The 24624-nt window shown below is 62.9% G+C and carries 26 protein-coding genes and 1 tRNA gene; 17 read left to right on the top strand and 10 right to left on the bottom strand.

Going from position 1 to position 24624, the window contains the following annotated elements; translation table 11 throughout:
* Nucleotides 1–66 precede the first annotated feature (66 nt).
* Complete coding sequence (locus ACN6NG_RS25635; protein WP_086978232.1) at nt 67–555, bottom strand: DUF3015 domain-containing protein; 489 nt, start codon at nt 553–555, stop codon at nt 67–69.
* Between the two features lie 261 nt (nt 556–816).
* Here ACN6NG_RS25635 and ACN6NG_RS25630 point away from each other — a divergent pair, with 261 nt between their 5' ends.
* From ACN6NG_RS25630 to ACN6NG_RS25610, 5 genes are all read left to right on the top strand, one after another.
* A complete protein-coding gene (locus ACN6NG_RS25630) occupies nt 817–3255 on the top strand; it encodes a Lon protease family protein (RefSeq protein WP_197863234.1) in 2439 nt (812 codons plus the stop codon).
* Between the two features lie 161 nt (nt 3256–3416).
* The gene (locus ACN6NG_RS25625) at nt 3417–3755 is read left to right on the top strand and encodes a PA4575 family protein (RefSeq protein ID WP_016484826.1); all 339 of its coding nucleotides are present in this window, start codon (nt 3417–3419) and stop codon (nt 3753–3755) included.
* 196 nt (nt 3756–3951) lie between these two features.
* Nucleotides 3952–4440, top strand: a complete 489-nt coding sequence (locus ACN6NG_RS25620) for a TIGR00645 family protein (protein WP_016501546.1) — start codon at nt 3952–3954, stop codon at nt 4438–4440.
* 128 nt (nt 4441–4568) lie between these two features.
* Complete coding sequence (locus ACN6NG_RS25615) at nt 4569–4874, top strand: DUF6482 family protein (protein WP_016501545.1); 306 nt, start codon at nt 4569–4571, stop codon at nt 4872–4874.
* A gap of 85 nt (nt 4875–4959) precedes the next feature.
* Nucleotides 4960–5577, top strand: a complete 618-nt coding sequence (locus ACN6NG_RS25610) for an FKBP-type peptidyl-prolyl cis-trans isomerase (protein WP_016484828.1) — start codon at nt 4960–4962, stop codon at nt 5575–5577.
* Nucleotides 5578–5712: 135 nt separating this feature from the next.
* Here the strand turns inward: ACN6NG_RS25610 and ACN6NG_RS25605 are convergent, their stop codons facing one another.
* From ACN6NG_RS25605 to ACN6NG_RS25595, 3 genes are all read right to left on the bottom strand, one after another.
* The gene (locus ACN6NG_RS25605; protein WP_016484829.1) at nt 5713–5958 is read right to left on the bottom strand and encodes a PA4570 family protein; all 246 of its coding nucleotides are present in this window, start codon (nt 5956–5958) and stop codon (nt 5713–5715) included.
* A gap of 84 nt (nt 5959–6042) precedes the next feature.
* Complete coding sequence (locus tag ACN6NG_RS25600; protein WP_043198767.1) at nt 6043–6384, bottom strand: zinc ribbon domain-containing protein YjdM; 342 nt, start codon at nt 6382–6384, stop codon at nt 6043–6045.
* A 167-nt stretch (nt 6385–6551) separates the two neighbouring features.
* Nucleotides 6552–7520, bottom strand: a complete 969-nt coding sequence (locus tag ACN6NG_RS25595; protein WP_016501544.1) for a polyprenyl synthetase family protein — start codon at nt 7518–7520, stop codon at nt 6552–6554.
* A 244-nt stretch (nt 7521–7764) separates the two neighbouring features.
* Between ACN6NG_RS25595 and rplU the strand changes: the two genes are divergently transcribed.
* The 5 genes from rplU (at nt 7765) to ACN6NG_RS25570 (ending at nt 11452) form a co-directional block, all read left to right on the top strand.
* Nucleotides 7765–8079, top strand: coding sequence for a 50S ribosomal protein L21 (rplU, locus tag ACN6NG_RS25590; RefSeq protein ID WP_003247466.1), 315 nt, complete (start codon nt 7765–7767; stop codon nt 8077–8079).
* 38 nt (nt 8080–8117) lie between these two features.
* Nucleotides 8118–8375, top strand: a complete 258-nt coding sequence (gene rpmA / locus ACN6NG_RS25585) for a 50S ribosomal protein L27 (RefSeq protein WP_003247464.1) — start codon at nt 8118–8120, stop codon at nt 8373–8375.
* A gap of 188 nt (nt 8376–8563) precedes the next feature.
* Entirely contained in the window at nt 8564–9790 is a 1227-nt protein-coding gene (gene cgtA / locus ACN6NG_RS25580) for an Obg family GTPase CgtA (RefSeq protein WP_016501543.1), read from the top strand.
* An 85-nt stretch (nt 9791–9875) separates the two neighbouring features.
* Nucleotides 9876–10994 (top strand): glutamate 5-kinase, encoded by a 1119-nt coding sequence (gene proB / locus ACN6NG_RS25575; protein ID WP_016501542.1) that lies wholly within the window; start codon nt 9876–9878, stop codon nt 10992–10994.
* Entirely contained in the window at nt 10991–11452 is a 462-nt protein-coding gene (locus tag ACN6NG_RS25570; protein ID WP_049278050.1) for a CreA family protein, read from the top strand. Before proB ends, ACN6NG_RS25570 begins: the two co-directional genes overlap by 4 nt.
* A gap of 147 nt (nt 11453–11599) precedes the next feature.
* Here ACN6NG_RS25570 and mksF read toward each other — a convergent pair whose 3' ends face one another.
* Genes mksF through mksB form a run of 3 tightly spaced genes read right to left on the bottom strand, consistent with a single transcriptional unit; the run spans nt 11600 to nt 16414 of the window.
* A complete protein-coding gene (mksF, locus tag ACN6NG_RS25565) occupies nt 11600–14431 on the bottom strand; it encodes an Mks condensin complex protein MksF (RefSeq protein ID WP_341797523.1) in 2832 nt (943 codons plus the stop codon).
* On the bottom strand, nt 14428–15135 hold the full coding sequence (gene mksE, locus ACN6NG_RS25560; RefSeq protein WP_016484836.1) for an Mks condensin complex protein MksE: 708 nt from the start codon (nt 15133–15135) through the stop codon (nt 14428–14430). The genes mksF and mksE overlap by 4 nt, the downstream gene beginning before the upstream one ends.
* Nucleotides 15125–16414 (bottom strand): Mks condensin complex protein MksB, encoded by a 1290-nt coding sequence (gene mksB / locus ACN6NG_RS25555; RefSeq protein WP_063423700.1) that lies wholly within the window; start codon nt 16412–16414, stop codon nt 15125–15127. Before mksB ends, mksE begins: the two co-directional genes overlap by 11 nt.
* 429 nt (nt 16415–16843) lie before the next feature.
* Between mksB and ACN6NG_RS25550 the strand changes: the two genes are divergently transcribed.
* From ACN6NG_RS25550 to ACN6NG_RS25540, 3 genes are all read left to right on the top strand, one after another.
* Nucleotides 16844–17629, top strand: coding sequence for an energy transducer TonB (locus tag ACN6NG_RS25550; protein WP_474316821.1), 786 nt, complete (start codon nt 16844–16846; stop codon nt 17627–17629).
* Entirely contained in the window at nt 17626–18081 is a 456-nt protein-coding gene (gene rimI / locus ACN6NG_RS25545) for a ribosomal protein S18-alanine N-acetyltransferase (protein WP_016501536.1), read from the top strand. The genes ACN6NG_RS25550 and rimI overlap by 4 nt, the downstream gene beginning before the upstream one ends.
* 65 nt (nt 18082–18146) lie before the next feature.
* Nucleotides 18147–18722, top strand: a complete 576-nt coding sequence (locus ACN6NG_RS25540) for a D-Ala-D-Ala carboxypeptidase family metallohydrolase (RefSeq protein ID WP_353456529.1) — start codon at nt 18147–18149, stop codon at nt 18720–18722.
* Here the strand turns inward: ACN6NG_RS25540 and ACN6NG_RS25535 are convergent.
* Complete coding sequence (locus ACN6NG_RS25535) at nt 18662–19579, bottom strand: LysR substrate-binding domain-containing protein (RefSeq protein WP_063423703.1); 918 nt, start codon at nt 19577–19579, stop codon at nt 18662–18664. The two genes, ACN6NG_RS25540 and ACN6NG_RS25535, sit on opposite strands and share 61 nt — an antisense overlap.
* Nucleotides 19580–19825: 246 nt before the next feature.
* On the opposite strand from ACN6NG_RS25535, the gene ACN6NG_RS25530 reads away from it, so the two are divergent.
* A complete protein-coding gene (locus ACN6NG_RS25530) occupies nt 19826–20440 on the top strand; it encodes a LysE family translocator (RefSeq protein WP_063423704.1) in 615 nt (204 codons plus the stop codon).
* A 106-nt stretch (nt 20441–20546) separates the two neighbouring features.
* On the opposite strand, the gene ACN6NG_RS25525 is transcribed toward ACN6NG_RS25530, so the two are convergent.
* Nucleotides 20547–20623: transfer RNA gene (locus ACN6NG_RS25525), tRNA-Met, on the bottom strand.
* Between the two features lie 95 nt (nt 20624–20718).
* The gene (locus ACN6NG_RS25520; RefSeq protein ID WP_059396026.1) at nt 20719–21645 is read right to left on the bottom strand and encodes a FecR family protein; all 927 of its coding nucleotides are present in this window, start codon (nt 21643–21645) and stop codon (nt 20719–20721) included.
* Between the two features lie 191 nt (nt 21646–21836).
* Between ACN6NG_RS25520 and ACN6NG_RS25515 the strand changes: the two genes are divergently transcribed.
* The 3 genes from ACN6NG_RS25515 (at nt 21837) to ACN6NG_RS25505 (ending at nt 24619) form a co-directional block, all read left to right on the top strand.
* Nucleotides 21837–23051 (top strand): MFS transporter, encoded by a 1215-nt coding sequence (locus ACN6NG_RS25515; RefSeq protein WP_474316815.1) that lies wholly within the window; start codon nt 21837–21839, stop codon nt 23049–23051.
* A 189-nt stretch (nt 23052–23240) separates the two neighbouring features.
* Nucleotides 23241–23378: a hypothetical protein gene (locus ACN6NG_RS25510; RefSeq protein ID WP_016484845.1), complete on the top strand. Its 138-nt coding sequence runs from the start codon at nt 23241–23243 to the stop codon at nt 23376–23378.
* 83 nt (nt 23379–23461) lie between these two features.
* On the top strand, nt 23462–24619 hold the full coding sequence (locus ACN6NG_RS25505) for an MFS transporter (protein ID WP_019471008.1): 1158 nt from the start codon (nt 23462–23464) through the stop codon (nt 24617–24619).
* Nucleotides 24620–24624 lie beyond the last annotated feature (5 nt).

Here is a 24624-nt window from a genome sequence, read left to right as displayed (position 1 = left end):
AACTACTTCTTCACGATGCCGAAAAAGGCGAAACCCGCCCCCGTGGGGGGGCGGGAACAGCAGTGCTTAGGCCTCGGAAGCGTATTTGGCCAGGCGTGGGTCGCTCTTCAGAACGGCCAAGGTGTTGGTGTGGACAGTTTCGGCAGTGACATCGGCGCTGCTGAAGATCTGGTTGAAGTGCTGGTGGGTAACCGAGTTGAAGTAGACGCGGTCTTCCGGGGCCACGCCAAGCACTACAGCATAGGTGGTCAGTGCTTCGCCCTGGCCCATGGCCATGTCTTCGGACAGCTCGTTCATCATGCCGTTCATGGCAAACCAGGACTTGCCGCCGTAGGTCAGCGAAGCCTTGGTCGAGCAGCCGTTGGTGCCGGAGGTCATGCCGAAGGTGGCGTTACCGGAAGTGCCGTTGGTGGTTGAAGCCAGGAAGTGTGCCGGAGTGCCGCGCTGGCCTTCGAACAGCATGTTGCCCCAGCCGCAGTTCGGGCCGCCAGGCGCTTCGGCCATGGCGTTGAGCGAGACCACGGTGAACAGAGTACCCAGAAGAATCCGTTTCATAGCATTTGTTCTCTTTGTCTTAACCAAGGGTCAGGGTTTCTGGCAACTCGGTTGCCAGGTCGGGAAAGCTTTTCACCCACCCGCGCAGCTTGGAGTTTAGGCACGATCTAAAGGTTGCGTTGTTGATTGCGAAAAATTTGCTGTTACATGACCTGCACGGGCTGCGAGCTGCCGCGATATAAAGTCCCGTAGAGCCTTGCAAGGCGCGCTGAGGCAGCGCCAGAATGCTGCTCATCTGCCCCGCCGAAGTAAGGAAACCCAATGCCCGATCCTGTCGCTGCGCGCCTGCGTCTCGCGCCTGAAGCCCTGACCCGGCGTTTCTCCCCCGAGCAGTTTGCCTTTACCCATACCGACGATCTGGAGCCGTTTCGCGGAGTCCTGGGCCAGGAACGTGCTGTCGAGGCCCTGCAGTTCGGCGTGGCCATGCCCCGCCCCGGTTACAACGTATACGTGATGGGCGAGCCCGGCACCGGGCGCTTCTCGTTCGTCAAGCGCTACCTCAAGGCTGAGGGCAAGCGCCAGCAGACCCCGGCCGACTGGGTCTACGTCAACCACTTCGATGACACCCGCGAGCCCCGCGCCCTGGAGCTGCCGTCTGGCAGCGCCGCCGAGTTCATCAGCGACATGGGCGGATTGATCGACAACCTGCTGTCCACCTTCCCGGCAGTGTTCGAGCACCCGTCGTACCAACAGAAGAAAGGCGCCATCGACCGTGCCTTCAACCAGCGCTATGACCGCGCCCTGGATGTGATCGAGCGGGCCTCGCTGGAAAAGGACGTGGCCTTGTACCGCGACGCCAGCAACGTCGCCTTCACCCCGATGGCTGACGGCAAGGCGCTGGACGAAGCCGAGTTCGCCCAGTTGCCGGAAGCGGTGCGCGAGCAGTTCCACGAAGACATTGCCTCGCTCGAGGAACAGCTGAACGAAGAGCTGGCCAGCCTGCCGCAGTGGAAGCGCGAGTCGAACAACCAGCTGCGCCAGCTCAACGAAGAAACCATCACCCTGGCCTTGCAGCCGTTGCTGGCACCGCTGTCGGAAAAGTACGCCGAGAACGCCGCGGTGTGCGCCTACCTGCAGTCGGTGCAACTCAACCTGCTGCGCACCGTGGTCGAGCAACTGGTCGACGACAGCAAGACCGACGCCGCCGCGCGCAAGCTGCTGGAAGAGCAGTACGCCCCAAGCCTGGTGGTCGGCCACCATGCCGCCGGTGGCGCGCCAGTGGTGTTTGAGCCGCACCCGACTTACGACAACCTGTTCGGCCGCATCGAATACAGCACCGACCAGGGCGCGCTGTACACCTCGTACCGCCAGCTGCGCCCAGGCGCGTTGCACCGTGCCAACGGCGGCTTCCTGATTCTTGAAGCCGAGAAAATGCTCGGCGAGCCGTTCGTGTGGGATGCGCTCAAGCGTGCGCTGCAGTCGCGCAAGCTGAAGATGGAGTCACCCATCGGTGAACTCGGCCGTGTGGCCAGCGTCAGCCTTCAGCCGCAGATGATTCCGCTGAACGTGAAGCTGGTGATTATCGGCTCGCGCCAGCTGTACTACGCATTGCAGGACCACGACCCGGACTTCCAGGAGATGTTCCGCGTGCTGGTGGACTTCGACGAAGACATGCCCATGGTCGACGAGAACCTGGAGCAGTTCGCCCAGCTGTTGCGTACCCGTACCAACGAAGAGGGCATGGCGCCGCTGACCAGTGACGCGGTAGCACGCCTGGCCACCTACAGCGCCCGCCTGGCAGAGAACCAGTCACGCCTGTCGGCGCGTATCGGCGACCTGTTCCAGCTGGTCAGCGAAGCCGATTTCATCCGTCAGCTGGCCAGTGACGAAATGACCGACGCTGGGCACATCGAACGTGCGCTCAAGGCCAAGGCCACCCGCACCGGGCGTGTTTCGCAGCGGGTGCTGGACGACATGCTGGCCGGCATCATCCTGATCGATACCGAAGGGGCGGCCATCGGCAAGTGCAACGGCCTGACCGTGCTGGAAGTGGGCGACTCGGCGTTCGGTATGCCGGCGCGTATCTCTGCCACGGTGTACCCGGGCGGCAGCGGCATTGTCGACATCGAGCGCGAGGTCAACCTTGGCCAGCCGATCCACTCCAAGGGTGTGATGATCCTCACCGGATACCTGGGCAGCCGCTATGCCCAGGAGTTCCCGCTGGCGATTTCCGCGAGTATCGCCCTGGAGCAGTCCTACGGCTATGTGGACGGTGACAGCGCCTCGCTGGGCGAAGCCTGTACGCTGATCTCGGCCTTGTCGCGCACGCCGCTCAAGCAGTGCTTTGCCATCACCGGTTCCATCAACCAGTTTGGTGAGGTGCAGGCCGTGGGTGGGGTCAACGAGAAGATCGAGGGCTTCTTCCGCCTGTGCGAGGCGCGTGGCCTGACCGGCGAGCAGGGGGTGATCATTCCGCGTGCCAATGTCGCCACGCTGATGCTCGACGAGCGCGTGCTGCAGGCTGTGGAGAACGGCATGTTCCACGTTTACGCGGTCAGCCAGGCCGATGAGGCGCTGAGCCTGCTGGTGGGCGAGGAGGCCGGGGTGCTTGATGACCAGGGCCTGTTTACCGAGGGCAGCGTCAACGCCCGGGTGGTGGAGCGCCTGCGTGAAATCGCCGAAATGATCAGCGAGGAAGACATCGAGAAGGCAGAAAAAGAACGCCTGGAAGAGGTGATTGCCCAGGCTAAACCGGCCTGAGTCAATAAACCGGCGCTGGCGGCGATGTGCTACCGTTCAGCGCCGGTTTTCCATCTTTCTGTGCTGTTATTCTATGCTGGAACTTAAGGACAGCATCAGCGTTCAGGATGGAAACAGCCTGGTGTTCAGGCTGAACAAGGCTTATTGGAGGGGACGCGGCCATGCGCAACCTCAGCCTCACACGCCAGTGCCTGGGCCTGGTGACCCGCATCGAATGCAGCATTCGCCCACTGGCCGGGGATAACGGCATGTGGACGCTGCTGTTCGCCGCCGGCATGGCCGGTGAGCAACCTTCCGCGATCAAGGCCCAAGGGCCGTTTCATGGGCCGTTGGTGGCCGAATCGGTGCTTAACGCCATTGTCGACAGCCTGACCTTGCATGGCTACCAGGTATCCGAAGACCCGCAGATCTGGTGCTTGCACCTGCAGGCCCAGTTGCGGCGGATCAATGGCGAGCGGTGCCGGAATCTGGGGGATTATCAGTTTCATCCTGAGACCTGATTGATGCCGGGGGCCGCTTTGCGGCCCATTCGCAGCACAAGGCTGCTCCTACAGGAGATCGCGGTCGGTTGTAGGAGCAGCCTTGTGCTGCGAATGGGCTGCAAAGCAGCCCCCATTCACCGGGCTTTTGCTGTAACAGGTGGCTGGCTATACTCGCTGTCGTTTTTTTAGTCACCTGACGAGTCCCAAACCCTCCATGGAACGTATTCTCGAAAACGCGATGTATGCCTCGCGCTGGCTGCTCGCCCCCATCTACTTCGGCCTGTCCCTCGGCCTGCTGGCCCTGGCGCTGAAATTCTTCCAGGAAGTGGTCCACGTCCTGCCCAACGTCTTTGCCCTGAGCGAAGCTGACCTGATCCTGGTGATCCTCTCGCTGATCGACATGTCGCTGGTGGGTGGCCTGCTGGTGATGGTGATGATCTCCGGCTACGAGAACTTCGTCTCGCAACTGGACATCGACGACAGCAAGGAAAAGCTCAACTGGCTGGGCAAGATGGACTCCTCGTCGCTGAAGATGAAGGTGGCTGCGTCGATCGTGGCGATTTCGTCCATTCACCTGCTGCGGGTGTTCATGGATGCGCAGAACATCTCCACCGACTACCTGATGTGGTACGTGATCATCCACATGACCTTTGTGGTTTCGGCGTTCTGCATGGGCTACCTGGACAAGCTGACCAAGCACTGAGCCCGGTTGTTGCCTGCACCGCCCGTCTGTTGCAAAACGGACGGGCGGTGTCGTTTCTGGCTTGTGCTTTAGGCTCGCCTGTACGAAAAATGAGCACTCATGCGTGGTTCTCATCGCGAGGTGCTTACATGAACCTGCATCAGCTCAATCTCGAGGCCAGGGCTGGCCATGTCGACGAAGTGAACCTGATCGCCATCGAAGGCGGCGATTACCTCATTGAAGCCCGGCTCAAAGGCCGCGCCCACCCGCTGTCTGACACCCGTGGCGAGCGCTTGCGCGTGCACTCGGTGGAGGATGCCCGCAAGTTGCTGCAAACCATCCCCATGGTCTCGATGAACCTGGTGCACTGGTCGGTGCAGGATGAAATGTGCGGCATGGGTTCGCACCCCGAAGAAGACCTTAAGGTGCCGATTTCCCAGCGTTCGGCCTGGTAGCTGCTCGCAGCTCATCAGTGTGCTAGGCTGCTCGCCCTTTTCATCAAGGGCGCGGCTGCACTGCGCCCTGCAGTGGAGCACGACAATGTCCGAACTCAATCTGTCTACCGACGAAACGCGCGTAAGCTACGGTATCGGCCGTCAGCTGGGCGGCCAGCTGCGCGACAACCCGCCACCAGGTGTTAGCCTGGAAGCCATCCTGGCCGGCCTGACCGACGCCTTCAACGGCGCCGACAGCCGCGTCAGCGAAGCCGACCTGTCGGCCAGCTTCAAAGTGATCCGCGACATCATGCAAGCCGAAGCGGCTGCCAAGGCTGAAGCCGCTGCTGGCGCTGGCAAGGAATTCCTTGCTGAAAACGCCAAGCGTGATGGCATCACCACCCTGGCTTCGGGCCTGCAGTTCGAAGTACTGACCGCAGGTGAAGGCGCCAAGCCGACTCGCGAAGACAACGTGCGTACGCACTACCACGGCACCCTGATCGACGGCACCGTGTTCGACAGCTCCTACGAGCGTGGCCAGCCGGCTGAATTCCCGGTTGGTGGCGTGATTGCTGGCTGGACCGAAGCCCTGCAGCTGATGAATGCCGGCAGCAAATGGCGCCTGTACGTGCCGAGCGAGCTGGCCTACGGCGCCCAAGGCGTTGGCAGCATCCCGCCGCACAGCGTGCTGGTGTTCGACGTCGAGCTGCTCGACGTTCTGTAATACCGCTTGGGCCGCGTTGCGGCCCATTCGCGGCACAAGGCCGCTCCTGCAGGAATATGCGATCCCTCTGCGGGATGCGTTCCCTGTAGGAGCGGCCTTGCGCCGCGATCGAGGGCGAAGCCCTCGCCAGGGCCCTCAGTTCCAGTCTGTTCCCATCGGGCGCAATGCCCGCGCATAGCAGAACAGAAACAGGTTGCGCACCAGTTCCTTGAGCACCCCCGGTTCACTCGAATTCAGCCCGCTCATGTCCAGGTCGCCTTGGTCACGCAGTTCGTCGAGCGCTTCTTCTTCAAGCACCGCGCACACTTCGCCGGTTTCGCGATGAAGAATGCGCAGGTAGGGGTGAGGGCGGTCAAGCCAAGCGTCAATCAGATAAGTCATGGCTATTCTCCTTGGATACCAGTCCCAATGAGAATAATTCTTATTATCAGAATAGCAAGCGCCAATTGGCTTTTTTTTGTGTAATCAGACTTTGCGAACGAACTCGGACTTCAGCTTCATGGCGCCGATGCCGTCGATCTTGCAGTCGATATCGTGGTCGCCGTCGCACAGGCGGATGTTCTTGACCTTGGTGCCGACCTTGACCACCAGGGACGAACCCTTGACCTTGAGGTCCTTGATCACGGTGACGGTGTCGCCGTCCTGCAGGATATTGCCAACCGAGTCCTTCTTCACCGCCTCGTCGCTGGCCGCTTCGGCGTCGCCACTGGCAGACCACTCGTGGGCGCATTCAGGGCAGATCAGCTGAGTGCCATCCTCATAGGTGTACTCGGAATTGCATTTTGGGCAGGCTGGCAGAGTGCTCACTTCGGTTCCTCAAACAAACAGACGGGCGGTTAAAAACCCACATTGTAAAAGGTATTTTCCCAGAAGTGATTATGTCCGGACAAAACGCATCGCGGGCAAGCCCGCTCCTACAGGCGACGCAATCCTGTAGGAGCGGGCTTGCCCGCGAATGAAGGCGACTCGTTCTGTCAGTGCGTTCGCGCGACCGCAAACTCGCTCAGCTCAACCAGGGCATCCCGGTACTCACTGGCAGGCAGCACTTCGAGGCATGCAATGGCGCGCTTCACATAGTCGCGCGCCAGCTCTGCGGTGTACTTCAGCGCGCCCGACGCTTCGACCGCCACGCGGATCTGTTCCAGATCCTCAAGGCCGCCCTTCTGGATCGCCTGGCGTACCAGCGCAGCCTGCTCGGCAGTGCCTTCGCGCATGGTGTAGATCAGCGGCAGGGTAGGCTTGCCCTCGGCCAGGTCGTCACCGACGTTCTTGCCCAGGGTTTGCGAGTCGCCCTTGTAGTCCAGCAGGTCGTCGACGAGCTGGAAGGCCACGCCCAGGTGGTCACCGAAGGTGCGCAGGGCTTCGCGCTGCTCGTCGGTGGCTTCGGCCAGCGCGGCGGCGCTGTGGGTCGAGGCTTCGAACAGCATCGCGGTCTTGCCGCGGATCACCTCCATGTAGATTTCCTCGGTGGTGCTGGCATCGCGTACCCGCGACAACTGCAGCACTTCACCTTCGGCAATCACACGGGTGGCCTTGGACAGGATCTGCATGACCGGCATCGAACCCAGTTCGACCATCATTTCGAACGAGCGCGAATAAAGGAAGTCGCCCACCAGCACGCTCGGCGCGTTGCCCCACAGGGCGTTGGCGGTGGAGCGACCACGGCGCATGCCGGACATGTCGACCACGTCGTCGTGCAGCAGGGTGGCGGTGTGCAGGAATTCGATGGTGGCAGCCAGCAGGCGCAGGTCGTCGCCTTCGCGGCCCAGGGCCTTGCCACACAGCAGTACCAGCAGGGGACGCAGGCGCTTGCCACCGGCCGACGTGATATAGTCGCCGATCTTCGATACCAGCGGCACGCGCGAGGTCAGCTGCTTCTTGATGATCTCGTCGACGGCGCTGAAATCATCAGCCACCGCGCGGTAGAAGGTTTGGGGTTGCATCGGCTGCTCCAGTGAGGTTGCGCGGCATGCTAGGTCGCGGGTACCGGTGTGTCAAGGCGCGGTGCCAGCGGGCCGGGGGCGGCACTTGCAAGCAAAACCAGGGTTGCGTACAATCGCGCACCCTAACTTCCTGGGCAGCACCTGCCTTACGCAATTGCGCCGGGCCGTTCCAGCCTTGTGCAGCCATGCCAGCCAATACTCATCATATAAAGCGCTGGGTGAGCAGGATTATCGGAGAAATACCATGTCTTACGCAGTAATCGTTACCGGCGGCAAGCAGTACAAAGTCGCTGAAGGTGAATTCCTCAAGATCGAAAAACTGGAAGTCGCCACTGGCGAATCCGTGACTTTCGATCGCGTTCTGCTGGTCGCCAACGGTGAAGAAGTCACCATCGGTGCTCCAGTTGTTGCTGGCGCTAAAGTAGTGGCCGAAGTCGTTTCGCAAGGCCGCCACGACAAGGTTCGCATCATCAAGTTCCGTCGTCGTAAGCACCACATGAAGCGTATGGGCCACCGCCAGTGGTTCACCGAGATCAAAATCACCGGCATCCAGGCTTAATCCCCTAGATCCCCTGAATTTATTTGGAGAATTGAACCATGGCTCACAAGAAGGCTGGTGGTAGTACTCGTAACGGTCGCGACTCAGAATCTAAACGCCTTGGCGTGAAGATGTATGGCGGCCAGGTTATCAAGCCAGGCAACATCATCGTCCGTCAGCGCGGCACTGAATTCCACGCTGGCTACGGCGTTGGCATGGGCAAGGACCACACCTTGTTCGCCAAGATCGAAGGCGTGATCAAGTTCGAGAAGAAAGGCGAGTTCATGCGCCGTTACGTGAGCATCGTCGCCGCTTAATCGCGACGTCGCTCCAGAAGCCCCGTCATGCGACGGGGCTTTTTCGTTTGTGGTGAGCCTCTTGCAAAGCTGTTTGTCTGGGTTGCCGGCGTTGGTTTCTACGGTCGTACGGGGCCGCCGCGCTCATTTTTGCAAGAGCCTCATGTTTTTGATTCATTCAACTCGTCTACCGACGAGAGGCGGTTTTAATGAAGTTTGTTGACGAAGTATCGATTCGGGTCAAAGCCGGTGACGGCGGCAACGGTTGCATGAGCTTCCGTCGCGAGAAGTTCATCGAGAACGGTGGCCCTAACGGCGGTGACGGCGGTGACGGCGGCTCGGTGTACATGGTCGCCGACGAAAACCTGAACACCCTGGTCGACTACCGCTACACCCGTCACCACGAAGCCCAGCGCGGCTCCAATGGCGGCAGCACCGACTGCACCGGCAAGAAGGGTGAAGACCTGTTCCTGCGCGTGCCGGTCGGCACTACCGTGATTGACGCTTCCACTCAGGAAGTGATCGGTGACCTGGTCACCCCTGGCCAGAAGCTGATGGTCGCCCAAGGCGGCTGGCACGGCCTGGGCAACACCCGTTTCAAGTCCAGCACCAACCGTGCACCGCGCCAGACCACGCCAGGCAAGCCCGGTGACCAGCGCGACCTGAAGATGGAAATGAAGGTGTTGGCTGACGTTGGCCTGCTGGGCCTGCCGAACGCCGGCAAGAGTACCTTCATCCGCTCGGTCTCGGCCGCCAAGCCGAAAGTGGCCGACTACCCGTTCACCACCCTGGTGCCAAACCTGGGCGTGGTCAGCGTCGACCGCTGGAAGAGCTTCGTCATCGCCGACATCCCCGGCCTGATCGAAGGCGCTTCCGACGGTGCCGGCCTGGGTATCCGCTTCCTCAAGCACCTGGCGCGCACCCGCGTGCTGCTGCACCTGGTGGACATTGCGCCGCTGGACGAAAGCAGCCCGGCCGATGCTGCCGAAGTGATCGTCAACGAGCTGACCCGCTTCAGCCCGTCGCTGGCCGAGCGTGAGCGTTGGCTGGTACTGAACAAGTCGGACATGGTCATGGACGACGAGCGCGATGAGCGTGTTCAGGAGGTGATCGATCGCCTGGAGTGGGAAGGCCCGGTCTACGTGATCTCGGCGATCTCCAAGCAGGGTACCGACAAGCTCAGCCACGACCTGATGCGCTACCTCGAAGACCGCGCCGACCGCCTGGCCAACGACCCGGCCTACGCCGCCGAGCTGGCCGACCTCGACCAGCGCATCGAAGACGAAGCCCGTGCCCAGCTGCAGGCCCTGGACGACGCGCGTACCCTGCGCCGTACTGGCGTCAAGAGCGTGCACGACATCGGTGACGATGACGCTTGGGATGATGATTTCGAGGACGACGAAGACGGTCCGGAAATCATTTACGTGCGCGACTGACCGGTTGCAGTACACTAAACGCCGCTCTCTGGAGCGGCGTTTTTGTATCCACGGTATCTACAGATTCGACATAGGTTGGAAGAAGATGCGAAGCAAGGTGACGGGCGCCAAGCGCTGGGTCGTGAAGATTGGCAGTGCTCTGCTGACCGCCGATGGCAAGGGCCTCGACCGCGGTGCCATGGCCGTTTGGGTCGAGCAGATGGTCGCGCTGCGTGAGGCAGGCGTGGAGTTGGTACTGGTCTCCTCCGGGGCCGTGGCTGCCGGCATGAGCCAGCTGGGTTGGACTTCGCGACCGAGCGCGATGAACGAGCTGCAGGCCGCTGCCGCGCTCGGCCAGATGCGCCTGGTGCAGGCCTGGGAGTCGAGCTTCGGCGAACACGGCAAGCACACCGCGCAAATCCTGCTGACCCATGACGACCTGTCCGACCGCAAGCGTTACTTGAACGCCCGCAGCACCCTGCGCACCTTGGTCGACCTGGGCGTGGTGCCGGTGATCAACGAAAACGACACCGTGGTCACCGACGAAATCCGCTTCGGCGACAACGACACCCTCGCGGCGTTGGTGGCCAACCTGGTCGAGGCCGACCTGCTGGTGATCCTCACCGACCGCGATGGCATGTTCGACGCCGACCCGCGCAACAACCCCGAAGCCCAGCTGATCTACGAAGCCCGTGCCGACGACCCGACGCTGGATGCCGTGGCCGGCGGTACCGGTGGTGCCCTGGGCCGTGGCGGCATGCAGACCAAGCTGCGTGCCGCGCGCCTGGCCGCCCGTTCCGGTGCCCACACCATCATCATCGGTGGCCGTATCGAGCGCGTGCTGGACCGCCTCAAGGCAGGTGAGCGCCTGGGCACCTTGCTGTCGCCAGAGCGCGGCATGCTGGCCGCGCGCAAGCAGTGGTTGGCTGGCCACCTGCAAACCCGTGGCACCCTGGTGCTGGATGCCGGTGCCGTGCAGGCGCTGCGCCAGGCCAACAAGAGCCTGTTGCCGGTTGGCGTGAAGACCGTGCAGGGCAGCTTCCGCCGTGGCGAGATGGTGGTGTGCGTTGGCCCGGACGGTGTTGAAGTGGCCCGCGGGTTGGCCAACTACAGCGCCCTGGAGGCGCAGAAGATCATCGGTCAGTCGTCCGATGGTATCGAGTCGATCCTCGGCTATAGCGCTGAGCCCGAGCTGGTACACCGTGACAATCTGGTGCTGGTATGAGCCTGTTCAAGCGAGTGATTGCCGTGGTGGCGCTGGCGCTGCCAATGCTGGCCGGGGCCGAGGAAGTCGGCCAGGTGTCCACTGTCTTCAAGTTCCTGGGGCCGAACGACCGCATCGTGGTCGAAGCGTTTGACGACCCCAAGGTGGAGGGCGTGACCTGCTACCTGTCGCGGGCCAAGACTGGCGGCATGAAGGGTGGCCTGGGGCTGGCGGAGGACCGTGCGGAGGCGTCGATTGCCTGCCGTCAGGTCGGGCCGATCAACTTCAAGGGTGAGTTGAAAGACGGCGAGGAAGTGTTCAAGGAACGCACCTCGCTGGTGTTCAAGACCATGCAGGTGGTGCGCTTCCTGGACAAGAAGCGCAATACGCTGGTGTACCTGGTGTACAGCGACCGCATGATCGAAGGCAGCCCGCAGAACGCAGTGACCGCGATCCCGATCCTGCCTTGGGCTCATTGATAGCCCGTTGAATCGCGGGAGGCCTACGGCCTCCAACCGCCGGCAAGCCAGCTCCCACAGGTACTGCGCAGACCTTGAGCCTTGTGCGGTACTTGTGGGAGCTGGCTTGCCGGCGATTGGGCCGCAACGCGGCCCCATACACAAATGTCAGGCCAGTTCCTCGGCCTTATCCTCGCGCACAACCGCCTTCACCTCATCCAGCCGGCTGATGAACTTCCAGTCCGCCTCGTCGATGTAGATGCCGTTCGGCCCGCTGCCGCCTTCCAGGTCGATCGCCACGTGCGCCGATACCTGTGGCTTCACACTCGCCAGAATCGGTACGAAGCCCAGCTGCAAACTGGTCTCAAGCAGTGCGGCCTGGTTGCGTTCGTCGATGTCCGCTGCTTCGTCCAGGTAGTACGGCAGGCGAATGCGCCCGGCCAGGTCGCGGTCCATCAGGTGCAGCAACAAGTACATGTTGGTCAGCGCCTTGATGGTCATGGTGGTGCCGTTGGACGCAGCGCCGTCGATGTCGGCGTGGATGATCGGCTGGCCGTTGACCTTGGTGATCTCGAACGCCAGCTCGAACAGGTCTTTCAGGCCCAGCTGGTTGTGGTTGGCCGCCACCAGGCGCGCCAGGTACTCCTTGGCCTCTTCGTTCTTGTTGTCCTGTTCGGCGCTCTGGGTCAGGTCGAACACCGACAGGGTTTCGCCTTCTTCGTACTGGCCGGCGCTGTGGATGATCTGGTCGATGTGCTTGAGCGCTTCCTTGTTCGGCGCCAGCACCACGCGGAAGCTCTCCAGGTTGGAAACCTGGCGCTTGTTGATCTCGCGGTTGAACAGGGCAAGCTGGTGCTCGAGGCTGTCGTAGTCACTGCGGATGTTGCGCAGGGTCCGGGCGATGTCGGTGACCGCGGCGCGGCGTGCCTTGGCCAGGGTCAGGGCTTCTTCGGTACGGTGCGCATAGGCGTTCACCAGCAGCTGCAGGCGGCGCTCCATGTCGTCTTCGCTGTCGAACTTGGCCACGCCTTTCAGGCGCACCTGGGCGTACAGCGCCTCGATCTGGTTATCTACCCGTTGCAGGCCCTGCCAGCTGTCTTGATAGTCGTTGAGCAGGGGCAGCAGGTTGTCCATCGAGTCGTCGATGGCTTCCATGAACGGGGTGCCGTAAGGCAGGTCGGCCGGCAGCAGCTGGCGGCGGCGCAGGGCGTCTTCCAGGGTGCGCTGCTTGGATTCGAGGTCGCCGATCTGGCGGCCCACCAGCTGCAGCTTGGCCGACAGCTGCTGGACGCGCTCGGTGAAGGCATCACTGGAGCGTTTGAGTTCGTCCTGGGCGGCTTCCAGTTGCGACAGCTGTTCCAGCTTCTCGGGCTCTTCGGCGGCCAGGGTTTCGCTGCGGCGGAAGTCTTCCAGCGCCTTCTGCGCGTCCAGCACTTGCTGGTACAGGGTTTCGGTCTGCGCCTTGGAGGCGGTGCGGTCGGCGGTTACAGCCTGCTGGGTCTTGAGCTGCTTCAGCTCTTTTTCCAGGCGTTCTTTCTGGTCGCGCAGGGCGGCGCGGTCGGCCAGGGCCTGCAGCGCCGGTGGGTCGATGTGGGTGAGGTCGATGGACAGGCCCGGGGCTTCGAAACGCTCGCCCTTGAAACCGTCCAGCACCGCTTCCAGCGATTTTACCCACAGGGCGCTGTCGTCCAGCTCGATGCCACGGTCGCCCAGCGGCAGGCTGAACAGTGCACCGTTGAACAGGCGCATCAGGCGGTCGACGTCCTGCTGCGAGAACTCTTCGCGCAGGCGGGCGTAGCTGTTGTTGTCAGCGTGGTCCAGCTGCTGCTTGACCTGCTTCAGGCGTTTTTCCAGGTCGCGTACGCGCTCGTCCAGGTCTTCGGCACTGAACTGGCGCGACTGCGCCAGGGCGCCGGCCAGTTCGTCGTGGGCATCCTTGGCTGCCAGCAGTTGCTGCTCCAGTACCTTGACGTCATCGACCAGGGCAAAGCGGTGCTTGAGCACCGACAGCTCGCCCAGCCAGCGCTGGATACCGGTGATTTCACGCTCCAGGCGCATCAGCTCCTGAGTGCCACCGCGCTGGTCGTTCTGCAGGCGGTCCTGCTCGCCGCGATAGTGCTCGGACTGGATGACCAGCTCTTCCTTGCGCGCCATGGCGTATTCCTGCCAGGTGCCCAGCAGGGTATCGAGCACCGGCGAAATGCGGTGCAGCTTGCCGCGCAGGATGTCGCGCTGGGCTACACCACCGGCCAGGGCCTCGACCAGCGGGCCGGCGGCGACCAGGGCGTTGTAGTCCTGCTCCATGCGGCGCACGTCGCGGAAGGCTTCCTCGCACGCGGCGATGTAGTCGACGCTGCCCGAACGCAGGCTGTGCTCGAAGGCGTCCAGGAACAGCTGCTTGAGCTTGGCCGCGGTGATTTCGCGCATGTGCAGCAGGTTGATGAACAGCGCGCGGAAGGTTTTCAGGCTTTGCTCGCTGGTGGAGCGCAGCGGGATCATGGTCAGGTCCAGTGGCACCGAGGTGTGGCCGCCAACCAGCAGGCGGCGCAGTTCGTCCGGCTTCAGCTCGTAGGCTTTGATGCCCAGCCGCTCCAGGTTGGTGAACAGCTCTTTCTGGCGCAGGCAGGTGTCGTTCTTCTGGTAATGGGCCAGGTCCAGTTCGCCTTTGTAGGCGAAGAACTGGTGGCCGAAGCCGCCGCCCGGGCCGCGGCCGACCACACCGATCACGTGCGGGCCGTGGGGCAGGCTCAGTTCGCAGAGAATGTACGAGGTGTCGCTGGCGAAGTAGAAACGGCGCGACTGCTCGAGGCTGTATTTGCCGAAACTCATGTCCGACATACGCGCCAGGATCGGGAACTGCAGGGCGTTGATCGACGCCGACTTACCCAGGTTGTTGGCACCGTAGACCGACAGCGGGTGTTCCAGCGGGAACAGGCCAAGGCTGTAGCCGGCGGTGTTGAGCAATGCAAAGCGGCGGATGCCGTAGCGTTCCTGGCTCATGCGTCAATCTCCTGTTGCTCTTCGCGGATGGCCCGGGCCAGGGCGTCCTCTTCGCTTTCCTCGCCCTCGAAGGGCGTGAGGTCGAGCGGATCGTCGGTGCGGTTGAGTTCTTCGGGGCTTTCTTCCTCGACCAGTACCGGGGTCGGCAGCGGCAGGACGCTGTGCAGGGTGGCGGCCAAGTCGCGGTCCTGCTGCACCGAAAGGCACACATCTAGGAAGCGGTGCATCGGCGGCAGGAAGCGGTAGATGCCGCCTTCTTCATGGGCGAAGCCGAGCTGGGTCATGCGGCGCAGGATTTTTTCTTCCAGCTCGTCCACGGTCTGCACTTCGGCCTGCAGGAACAGGTCGCGGTACTTGTCCAGCAGCGAGGGGAGTTCGTCGCGGCCGATGCTGCCGCCGTCCAGCACGGCCATCGGGTCACGGCCCTGGTCGGCCAGGTGCTCGACCAGGATGAAGGTGAACAGCGACAGGCGCTGCGCGGTCTTGTTGACCTGCGCGGCGGTCATGTCCGGCACGAAGTAATAGAAACCGCGGGTGTCGCACACCAGCTCGAAGCCCAGGGCCTTGAACAAAGTGCGGTACTGGTCCTGGAAGTTCGACAGCTGCGCGTACAATTCGGGATCGCGGCGGCTGACGTGGAAGCCTTTGAACAGCTCGCGGAAGATCGGCGCGAGCTGGGACAGTTCGGAAAGATCAAGATGCATGGGCTGGGCTCGCGTTGGGTTCGGTAGGCGCGCTGGTGGCGTCTTCGCGGCTGGAGGTCAGGGCGTACGAGCGCAGGCTGACCAGGTGTTCCTGGGTGGTGTATTCGCGGCGGTCGAGGCGTTCGCGCTTGAAGCGCTTTTCCCGCGACAGGCGTGAGAACCAGTACAGCAGTTCGTCGGTGGCGCCTTCGGGCTCCTGCTCCAGCAGCCAGACCATCAGGTCGGGCAGCGGCAGGGCCTGTTCGCAGCGTTCGGCCATTTCCTTGACCGTGCGTGGTGCACGGGGCAGGGCGCCGGACTGGGTCTTGTGGGCCTTGGGGAAGCGCGCCGGCTTGGGCTCGAAGCGCGCCAGGGCGTACACATAGGCCTCGACCTGGCTGGCACTGCCGAGGAAGGTGCTCTGCGGGCGGGTGAACATCGGCATGGCCGCCTGCGGCACGGCGTCGATGCCCTTGCGCCGGATCACCGACAGGGCCAGCGCGGCGCCACGGGTTACGGCGTTGTGACGGCGGGCTTCTTCGCGCAGCGGCAGCAGCAGTTCACGGGCGTGGCGCAGGGTCAGCTGGGCGCTGGTCTGCATTTCCAGGATGCGTGCGTGGGTGCGCAGCAGCATGTCGTCGTCGACCAGGTGGCCCAGGCGGGCCTGTTCGCCCAGCAGCTTCAGCAGCACGGTCTCGACCTTGCGCACGCCTTGTTCGAAGGCGCCGTCGGCGTTCACCAGCTGGATCATCGGCTCGACGTATTCGTCCCAGGTGGCCAGTACTTCGGCGTAACGCTGGCGCAACGGGATCTGGCGGTTGCTGGTCTTGGCCCGCTCGGCCACGGCTACCAGTGCCTGTTCGTCGTTATCGAGCTTTTTCAGTACATCGCGCACGCGCATGTCGAGCAGGCGCAGCTGGCGCGCCAGGTCGTCGCTGTCGCGGTTGTCGAAGGCGTCCTGGATATGGCCGGCGAGGCGTTCGAGGTGGCGCAGGTAGGCTTCGATCTCCAGGCACAGGCCCAGCCGGTGTTCGCGGCGCAGGTAGGCGAGGAAGTCGTGGATCTGCGCGTTGAGCTCGAAGCGGTTCGGGCTCTTGGCCACCGGGACCAGGATGTCCAGGCGGATCCACACGTCGAGTAGCTGGGTGATGTCCTGCGGGGTGCTTTCGAGCTGCTGGCGGGCCACATGCTGGCGCAACTCGACCAGGCTCAGGGTGCCCTGGTCGAAACGCTCGCACAGCGGCTCGATCAGGGCCCAGTGTTCGGCTAGGGCGCGCAGGACGCGCTTGGGTTCGATCATTGGCTTCGACTCGTTGCCAAGAAAAAGGGGGCGATTGTACTGCATCCGGGGGGGAGGTTTTCACCCCTTGGTCTGTAATGAGAGATAACCTTTTTGTTTGTGGGTGTATGGCGTTGTTTTTGTGGTGGTGTGGAGATCGAGCGCCGCCCGCGCGGCGCATCGCGACGCAAGGCCGCTCCCACATTTGTTTCGGGCCAATCAATCCTGATCCATTGGCGCGCGGTCCCTTGCTTGTCCCCTTCGATATCGCATCGTGCACCCAGGGTACGCGCGCCAAAGGCACAGGCATGACTGGCCCGAAACAAATGTGGGAGCGGCCTTGCGTCGCGATGCGCCGCGCGGGCGGCGCTCGGTCTGATAGGCGCTGCAAAAGCCACGGCGTACACGTTAGAATGCCCAACTGTCTTGAGCCCCTCGGATATCCGCCCCTTGCTGACCGAACCCCGTCGCCGCGCCTACCTTTCCGCCATGCAAGTGGTGCACTGGCTGCCGCGCGCCGAACTGCCGTTCGCCGCACCGTCGCGGCCCGAGCTGCTGCTGCCGGTGGGGCCGGTCGAGGACATCGATTTCGAGGTCAGGCCGGCACCGGCTGCAAACGAAACGCCCGCCAGCCCCCAGGCCCGCTCCGGTGAGTGGCCGAAAATCGAGATCCCGCGCCCGGGTAGTGCGCCCAAGCCTGTCGCCAAGCCCGTCGAGGCCGAGGGGCAGCCCGCACCGCCACGCCCGGCCCCGGTGCCGCCACCGCGCTTCTCGTTGCAGTTGCTGCGCGCTGGCAGCTGCCTGCTGCTGGTCGAACTGACCACTGGCCAGCCGTTCCAGAGCCGCGACCCGTCCTACCTGCTGCTCAAGGACATGCTGCGCGCTGCCGGCCTGCCTGACGCCCCGCAGATCATCGGCGAACCGGTGCGCTGGCCGTTGCTGGTACGCGGCAACATGGACCAGGGCCCCGAAGCCGCGCGCGACTTCGTCCAGGGCTTTGTCCAGGCGCGCCTGGAAGACGCCCCGAGTACCTGCCTGTGGCTGATCGGCTTGCCGGCACTGCGCTTTGCCGCCAATGCCGATGCCGAGGCCTATTACCAAACCCTTGAGCTGGACGGCCTGGGCGATGCCTGGGCGCTGCCGGGCCTTGAATTGTTGATGGACGAGCCGCAGCGCAAGGCGGACGTCTGGAAAGCCATGCGCCAGCTGATGGCGCGCTGGAAGAGCGTTGAATGAGTGAATCGATCAGTTTCCGCCCGATGAACGAGGCGGATCTGGAAGCCGTACTTAAGATCGAATATGCCGCGTTCAGTCACCCCTGGACCCGCGGGATCTTTCAGGATGCGCTCAAGTCCTACGAAGTCTGGCTGATGTTCGATGGCCAGCAGCAGGTTGGCCATGGGGTGATCAATGTGATCATCGACGAGGCGCACCTGCTCAATATCACCGTCAAACCGGAAAACCAGGGGCGCGGCCTGGGCCTGCGCCTGCTGGAGCACCTGATGGCCCGGGCTTACCAGCTCAATGGCCGCGAATGCTTCCTGGAAGTGCGCGCCAGCAACCAGTCGGCCTATCGTTTGTACGAGCGCTACGGTTTCAACGAAATCGGCCGCCGTCGCGACTATTATCCGATTGCCGGGGGCCGTGAAGATGCCCTGGTGATGGCCTGCACGCTGCTTGAGGACTGACCTCGCACAGTCGGCGGCATCCACCGCGTAGCTTTGTTTGTTCTCTATGCAGGGATGGATAAAGAATGAAAAAACTGCTTCTGGCGGCAGGCCTGCTGATAGCGGGTATTGCCCACGCCGACCAACGCGACCTGTGGATGTTCGCCCAGTGGGCCGGCGACCAGCAAACCCGTCCCTTCCGTGAAATGCTGGTGGATGCCCGTCTTTACGGTGTAGTGCCTATCCACCAACTGCTGCGTTCGGCCTCGGACTGGAAGCTGTGCCACGCGTCTCCCTTCGCCGTGCCGCCTGTCAGCAACTGGCCGGCTGTACGCTCGACCCTCTCGCTTATCAAGGTGCTCGACGGCCAAGGCATCCTGCGCCAGTTCGAGGTGGTTTCGGCCTATCGCGACCCTCGTCTGAATACGTGCGCAGGCGGTGCTGCCAACAGTGCCCATACCCGCGCCTTCGCCGTCGATATTCTGTTGCCGGCCTGGGCCGACCCTAACCCGCTGTGCCGTTTCTGGCAGCAGCATGGCCAGGCGTGGAGCATGGGCCTGGGGCGCTACCCGTCGGGGCGCATCCATCTGGATACCGCGGGCTATCGCACCTGGGGCGGCGATGGCAGCGCGGGGTCGTCGTTTTGCGTCAAACCCAAGTGAGCCAGGCAGCGCTGGCATTCGCCCATTACCCACTCTGCGAAGCGCTGGCGCTTACCGCTGTCGTCCAGGGGCTGTGGGCTAAGCAGGTGATAAGCCGAGCCATCGCGCACAAAGCCGAACGGTGCCTGCAACTGCCCGCTGTCGAGTTCGTCGCGCACCATCAGGGCTGAGGCCATGGCCAGGCCCAGGCCGGCGCTGGCGGCCTGGATCGTCAGGTAGAAGTGTTCGTAGTCGCTGCGTTCGTTGTGCCGCGCCTGCTGGCCGCTGAGGCGCAGCCAGGTGGGCCAGGCAGCGGGGCGGGTGGTGCTGTGCAGCAGGCGTTGGCCGTCGAGCTGGGTGGGGGAGGTGGGGTGGCACACCGGGCCGATCCATTCGTCGCAGATTTTTTGATTGAACAGCTGGTTGTCCCAGTGGAAGTCGTCGCGGCGGATGGCCAGGTCGACACCGCTGCGGGCGAAGTCCAGCGGCCCGCCGGCGGCCACCAGGTGCAACTGCAGGTCGGGGTGGTCGGCATGGAAGCGGGGCAGGCGCGGGATCAGCCAGCGCATGGCGATGGTCGGCTCGCAGGACAGCACCAGCACATTGTCGCGGGCCTGTTGTTGCAAGCGCTGCACGGCGCCTTCGAGCTGTTCGAAAATCGCCTGGGTGGTGCCTTGCAGGGCACGGCCGGCGGAGGTGAGGAAAATGGCCCGGTTACGGCGCTCGAACAGCGCCACGCCAAGGCTTTCTTCAAGCAGGCGTATTTGGCGGCTGACCGCGCCGTGGGTGACGTGCAGATGCTCGGCGGCGCGCACGAAGCTCTCGGTCTGGGCGGCGATGTCGAAGTAGCGGAAGGCGTTGAGCGGCGGCAGTTTCATGGCATCTCTTTTTGCCTGGGCCGGCCTCTTCGCGGGTGAACCCGCTCCCACAGGGATCTCATCACACCTGAGAAAAGCACATTACCTGTGGGAGCGGGTTTACCCGCGAAGAGGCCGGTGCAGGGTCTAAATATCTGTGAGTAAAACTATCAGATATGCCTCACTATAAATCGATTTTTCCTGGTTCATAAGCCCTCGATAATCCCCAGGCCTGTGCATTTTCATCGCCTATCGAGAGCCATCACCATGACCGAAATCATCGCCGTCGCCCTGTTCACCTTGCTCGCCGTCATCAGCCCTGGCGCCGACTTCGCCATGGTCACCCGCAGCAGTTATGCACAAGGCCGCAAGGCCGGGCTGGCCGCCGCGATCGGCATCGCGTTGGGGGTGCAGGTGCACGTGCTGTACACGGTGCTGGGCATTGCCGTGATCATCAGCCAGAGCCCGGCGCTGTTCCTGGTCATGAAAGTGCTCGGTGCGGGTTACCTGATCTACCTGGGCTACAAGTCGCTGACCAACACTCAGCCCATCCACCTCGAGGGCGGCAGTCAACCCGCCGCCAGCGTGCTGAGCGCTCTGCGCACGGGCTTTCTGACCAATGCCCTGAACCCCAAGACCATGTTGTTCGTTATCAGCGCTTTCACCCAGGTGGTGCAGCCGGGCAGCCCGCTGGCGCTGGATTTCGCCTACGGCGCGTTCATGTCCTTTGCCCATTGGCTGTGGTTCAGCCTGGTTGCAGTGTTTTTCTCCAGTACTGCGTTGCGCAAGGCGATGATCGACCGGCAAGTGCTGGTGGACCGCGTCATCGGGCTGGCTTTGATCGGGCTTGGGCTGGCAGTGGCGGTGACGGGGATTCGTTGAGGGGCGATTGCATGTTGGGGGTAGCTGCTTGCTCAAATTGAAAGCGTGCAGCTTTTACGCAGGCAAAGAAAAAGGGCTTACCTTGCGGTAAGCCCTTCGTCTTGTTTGGTGGCTACACAGGGACTTGAACCCCGGACCCCAGCATTATGAATGCTATGCTCTAACCAACTGAGCTATGTAGCCGATGGCGCGCATTATTCTCTTGAACGGACCCTCTGTCAACACTCATTTCAAAAAAAATTTGCACGCTTTCAAAAACTTAGCGGCCGGGCGTGCTTTCAGTGCACCACAAGCCAGTGCCCGAGCACGCCCTGAAGCTGCAGATGCTGGGCCGCCGCCAGGGATTGCAGGCTTTCGCCAGGGCGGTCAAGGTTGAAATCACCGCTCACGCGCCGATGGGCCATTTGTTCATCCACCATCCACACGCGCTGCCCTTGGTAGCTGGCCAGGCGCTCCAGCACCTGGCCCAATGGCATGTCGGTGGCTTTCAGACGGCCGTTGCGCCAGCTGTCTGCGGTTTTCAGGTCAGCCTTCTGCACCGGGTCGATGCGTGTGTCATTGAAGGTGACCCGCTCGCCTGCAGAGACCATGCGCTGTTCACCCCCCTGGGTAACCATGGCCTTGCCACTGAGTACGACAAGTTCATCATGACCGGCATGGCGGGCTACCTGCAGGCGGGTGCCGAACACCTGGATGCGTGCGTTGCCCACGTCCACTTCCATGGCCCGGCCGTCGAGCACGACTTCCAGGTACACCTGGCCCTGCACCAAATGCAGTTGGCGGGTGCGGCCACGCAGGTCGATGTTCATTGCGCTGGCGCTGTCCAGGTTCAGGGTCGTGCCATCCGCCAGGCGTGTGCTGCGCCGCTCGCCCACGTCGGTGTGCAGCTCGCTGGCCAGGCGTTGCAGCAGCGGCCAGTACAGGTAGGTTGCGGCGCCCAACCCGACCAGGAACACCAGCGCCAGCCATTTGCCCAGGTGGCTGCGGCGTACCGTGACGTGCCGTGGGCGAGGGCGGGCGGGTGGTGGTTGCAGCTGTTGCCAGAACGTTTCCAGCTCGGCGTAGGCGTGGGCGTTTTCGGGTACCTGGCACCAGGCTGCGAATGCCTGGCGCTGGGTTTCGTCGCAACCGGGCTGGCGCAACAGCGAAAACCATTCCAGCGCTTCCTGCTGTGGGTCGGGCTGCTGCAGCTGCTTGGCGGGCATCGGGCTCATGGGTTCAGTCTGCTCACGATAGGGGCCGTTTCGCCCAACGATGACAGGGGTATGGGTCGAGGATGCTAATTATATTGAGAACCATTTTCAAGTACGTTGCGACGGAGGGATAAAAAAGGTAGCTATGTATCTATTTGTTTCCCGATAATCGGATCCCAAACTGCGGACGGAGATTCAGGCACATGGCCACCAGTAGCGCCTCCACGGCGTCCACCAGCGCAGCGGCGACCCAAGCGACGCCGCTGGTAATGCGCATCATCGGCTTCTGCGCCCTGGCGCACTTGATCAACGACCTGATCCAGTCGGTGCTGCCGGCGATCTACCCCATGCTCAAGGCCAATTACGACCTGAGCTTCGCCCAGATCGGCCTGATCACCCTGACGTTCCAGATCACCGCTTCGCTGCTGCAACCCTGGGTCGGCTTTTTTACTGACCGCCGGCCAGCGCCGAATCTGTTGCCGATGGGCACCCTGTGCACGCTGGTGGGGATCGTGATGCTGGCCTTCGTCGGCAGCTTCCCGATGATTCTGCTGGCTTCGGCGCTGGTGGGCATCGGCTCGTCGACGTTCCACCCGGAAACCTCGCGTATTGCGCGCCTGGCCTCTGGCGGGCGCTTCGGCCTGGCCCAGTCGACCTTCCAGGTGGGCGGCAACACCGGCTCCGCACTGGGCCCACTGCTGGCGGCGGCGATCGTCATTCCGTTCGGCCAGACCCATGTGGCCTGGTTCGGCCTGGCCGCGTTGTTCTTTCTTGGTGTAACCCTGATGCTGCGCGGCTGGTACAAGGAACACCTCAACCAGGCCAAGGCGCGCAAGGTGGTGCAGGCCACCCATGGCATTTCACGCAATCGGGTGATCGCGGCGCTGATCGTGCTGGGCCTGCTGGTGTTCTCCAAGTACTTCTACATGGCCAGCTTCACCAGCTACTTCACCTTCTACCTGATCGAGAAGTTCGATGTGTCGGTGGCCAGCTCGCAGTTGCACCTGTTCCTGTTCCTGGGTGCAGTGGCGGCGGGCACGTTCTTTGGCGGCCCGATCGGGGACCGCATCGGGCGCAAGGCCGTGATCTGGTTCTCGATCCTGGGGGTGACGCCGTTCACCTTGGCGCTGCCATATGCCGACCTGTTCTGGACCACCGTGCTGAGCGTGGTGATCGGCTTTATCCTGGCCTCGGCGTTTTCCGCGATCGTGGTGTATGCGCAGGAACTGGTGCCGGGTAGCGTGGGCATGATCGCCGGCATCTTCTTCGGGCTGATGTTCGGCTTTGGCGGCATTGGCGCGGCGCTGCTGGGGTATGTGGCGGACCTGCGCGGTATCGAGTATGTGTACGGGCTGTGCTCGTTCCTGCCGTTGTTCGGGTTATTGGCGGTGTTCTTGCCGTCTACAGGTAAACGCTGAAATCGCTGGGGGCTGCTTTGCAGCTCATTCGCAGTACAAGGCTGCTCCTACAGGCAGCACGCGCTCGTTGTAGGAGCAGCCTTGTGCTGCGAATGGGCCTCGTAGAGGCCCCAGGGCGGTTGACTACCCTCCTTCAGGTGGCTAGAGTGCCGCCTCTTTTTACCCACCACCTGCGTAGTAGCCAAAGCAATGCGCCGTAACCCGTCCCTCCCACATGCCCGCCAGCCTGCCCTCCAGGCCCTGCGTCGTGCGTGGCCGAGCGATACGGTACTCAAGCGTCGCCGCAGCGTGCTGTTCGCCTTCACCTTCTCGCCACACCTCGCCTGAACTGATCTGCGCTTTTGCGTCGCTCGCCGCCCCGGCGTGCGCGCCTGTGTCTGCACGTCTTTCTGGTTTGCAAGGAGTGGTACATGAACATGCGTTTGCTGGCGGGCCTGTTGTTCGCCGTTTCTGTCGTGGGTTTCAGCCTGGGGGCCAGCCTGCCGCTGGTGTCGTTGCGCCTGCATGAGGCCGGCGCCAGCACCCTGGAAATCGGCATCATCTCGGCCATCCCCGCTGCGGGCATGATGCTCTCGGCGTTTCTGGTCGACGCTTGCTGCCGTCACCTTACCCGGCGCACCATCTACCTGCTGAGTTTCAGCCTGTGCACCGTCAGCATCGCCCTGCTCGAATCGGCCTTCGGCTCGATGTGGTTGCTGGCCCTGCTGCGCCTGGGCCTGGGGCTGGGTATGGGCATCGCCATCATCCTCGGCGAGTCGTGGGTCAACGAGCTGTGCCCTGAGCACAATCGCGGCAAGATCATGGCCCTTTATGCCACCAGCTTTACCGGCTTCCAGGTGCTGGGCCCGGCCATGCTCGCGCTGCTGGGCGCCAACAGCCCGTGGATCACCGGTGTGGTCACCGCCTGCTATGGCCTGGCGTTGCTGTGCATCGTGCTGACCGTACCCAATGACCATGTCGAGCATGAAGAGGGCGACAAGAGCTTCGGCCTGGCCGGCTTCTTCCGCGTGGCACCGGCGTTGTGCGTGGCGGTGCTGTTCTTCTCCTTCTTCGATGCCGTGGTGCTGTCGCTGTTGCCGGTGTACGCCACCAGCCATGGCTTTGCCGTGGGCGTGGCGGCGCTGATGGTGACGGTGGTGTTTGCCGGCGACATGCTGTTCCAGCTGCCGTTGGGTTGGCTGGCCGACCGCGTGGAGCGCACCGGGCTGCACCTGGTGTGCGGGTTGGTGGCGATGTCGATTGGCATCGGCCTGCCGTGGCTGCTGAACATGACCTGGCTGCTGTGGCCGCTGCTGGTGGTGCTGGGCGCGGTTGCGGGGGGCATTTATACCCTGGCGTTGGTGCTGATCGGGCAACGTTTCAAAGGCCAGGATCTGGTCACTGCCAATGCCAGCGTGGGGTTGTTGTGGGGCGTTGGTAGCTTGATCGGCCCGCTGGTGAGTGGTGCGGCGATGGATGTGGCCCCGCATGGCCTGCCCATGGCGCTGGCGCTGATGGCCGGGTTGTTCGTGTGTTTTGCCCGGCAATCGTACCGACGCGCGGGCCGGATGCGCGCCGTGGCGGAGTGATGTGC

This window comes from Pseudomonas sp. TSO6, assembly GCF_056098905.1.
This window is presented reverse-complemented; position numbering and strand designations above follow the sequence as displayed.

What these genes read in the sequence shown, in the direction of transcription:
- ACN6NG_RS25635 (WP_086978232.1), bottom strand. Translation starts at nt 555, where the DNA reads ATGAAACGGATTCTTCTGGGTACTCTGTTCACCGTGGTCTCGCTCAAC.
- ACN6NG_RS25630 (WP_197863234.1), top strand. Translation starts at nt 817, where the DNA reads ATGCCCGATCCTGTCGCTGCGCGCCTGCGTCTCGCGCCTGAAGCCCTG.
- ACN6NG_RS25625 (WP_016484826.1), top strand. Translation starts at nt 3,417, where the DNA reads ATGCGCAACCTCAGCCTCACACGCCAGTGCCTGGGCCTGGTGACCCGC.
- ACN6NG_RS25620 (WP_016501546.1), top strand. Translation starts at nt 3,952, where the DNA reads ATGGAACGTATTCTCGAAAACGCGATGTATGCCTCGCGCTGGCTGCTC.
- ACN6NG_RS25615 (WP_016501545.1), top strand. Translation starts at nt 4,569, where the DNA reads ATGAACCTGCATCAGCTCAATCTCGAGGCCAGGGCTGGCCATGTCGAC.
- ACN6NG_RS25610 (WP_016484828.1), top strand. Translation starts at nt 4,960, where the DNA reads ATGTCCGAACTCAATCTGTCTACCGACGAAACGCGCGTAAGCTACGGT.
- ACN6NG_RS25605 (WP_016484829.1), bottom strand. Translation starts at nt 5,958, where the DNA reads ATGACTTATCTGATTGACGCTTGGCTTGACCGCCCTCACCCCTACCTG.
- ACN6NG_RS25595 (WP_016501544.1), bottom strand. Translation starts at nt 7,520, where the DNA reads ATGCAACCCCAAACCTTCTACCGCGCGGTGGCTGATGATTTCAGCGCC.
- rplU (WP_003247466.1), top strand. Translation starts at nt 7,765, where the DNA reads ATGTCTTACGCAGTAATCGTTACCGGCGGCAAGCAGTACAAAGTCGCT.
- rpmA (WP_003247464.1), top strand. Translation starts at nt 8,118, where the DNA reads ATGGCTCACAAGAAGGCTGGTGGTAGTACTCGTAACGGTCGCGACTCA.
- cgtA (WP_016501543.1), top strand. Translation starts at nt 8,564, where the DNA reads ATGAAGTTTGTTGACGAAGTATCGATTCGGGTCAAAGCCGGTGACGGC.
- proB (WP_016501542.1), top strand. Translation starts at nt 9,876, where the DNA reads ATGCGAAGCAAGGTGACGGGCGCCAAGCGCTGGGTCGTGAAGATTGGC.
- ACN6NG_RS25570 (WP_049278050.1), top strand. Translation starts at nt 10,991, where the DNA reads ATGAGCCTGTTCAAGCGAGTGATTGCCGTGGTGGCGCTGGCGCTGCCA.
- mksF (WP_341797523.1), bottom strand. Translation starts at nt 14,431, where the DNA reads ATGAGCCAGGAACGCTACGGCATCCGCCGCTTTGCATTGCTCAACACC.
- mksE (WP_016484836.1), bottom strand. Translation starts at nt 15,135, where the DNA reads ATGCATCTTGATCTTTCCGAACTGTCCCAGCTCGCGCCGATCTTCCGC.
- mksB (WP_063423700.1), bottom strand. Translation starts at nt 16,414, where the DNA reads ATGATCGAACCCAAGCGCGTCCTGCGCGCCCTAGCCGAACACTGGGCC.
- rimI (WP_016501536.1), top strand. Translation starts at nt 17,626, where the DNA reads ATGAGTGAATCGATCAGTTTCCGCCCGATGAACGAGGCGGATCTGGAA.
- ACN6NG_RS25540 (WP_353456529.1), top strand. Translation starts at nt 18,147, where the DNA reads ATGAAAAAACTGCTTCTGGCGGCAGGCCTGCTGATAGCGGGTATTGCC.
- ACN6NG_RS25535 (WP_063423703.1), bottom strand. Translation starts at nt 19,579, where the DNA reads ATGAAACTGCCGCCGCTCAACGCCTTCCGCTACTTCGACATCGCCGCC.
- ACN6NG_RS25530 (WP_063423704.1), top strand. Translation starts at nt 19,826, where the DNA reads ATGACCGAAATCATCGCCGTCGCCCTGTTCACCTTGCTCGCCGTCATC.
- ACN6NG_RS25520 (WP_059396026.1), bottom strand. Translation starts at nt 21,645, where the DNA reads ATGCCCGCCAAGCAGCTGCAGCAGCCCGACCCACAGCAGGAAGCGCTG.
- ACN6NG_RS25515 (WP_474316815.1), top strand. Translation starts at nt 21,837, where the DNA reads ATGGCCACCAGTAGCGCCTCCACGGCGTCCACCAGCGCAGCGGCGACC.
- ACN6NG_RS25510 (WP_016484845.1), top strand. Translation starts at nt 23,241, where the DNA reads ATGCGCCGTAACCCGTCCCTCCCACATGCCCGCCAGCCTGCCCTCCAG.
- ACN6NG_RS25505 (WP_019471008.1), top strand. Translation starts at nt 23,462, where the DNA reads ATGAACATGCGTTTGCTGGCGGGCCTGTTGTTCGCCGTTTCTGTCGTG.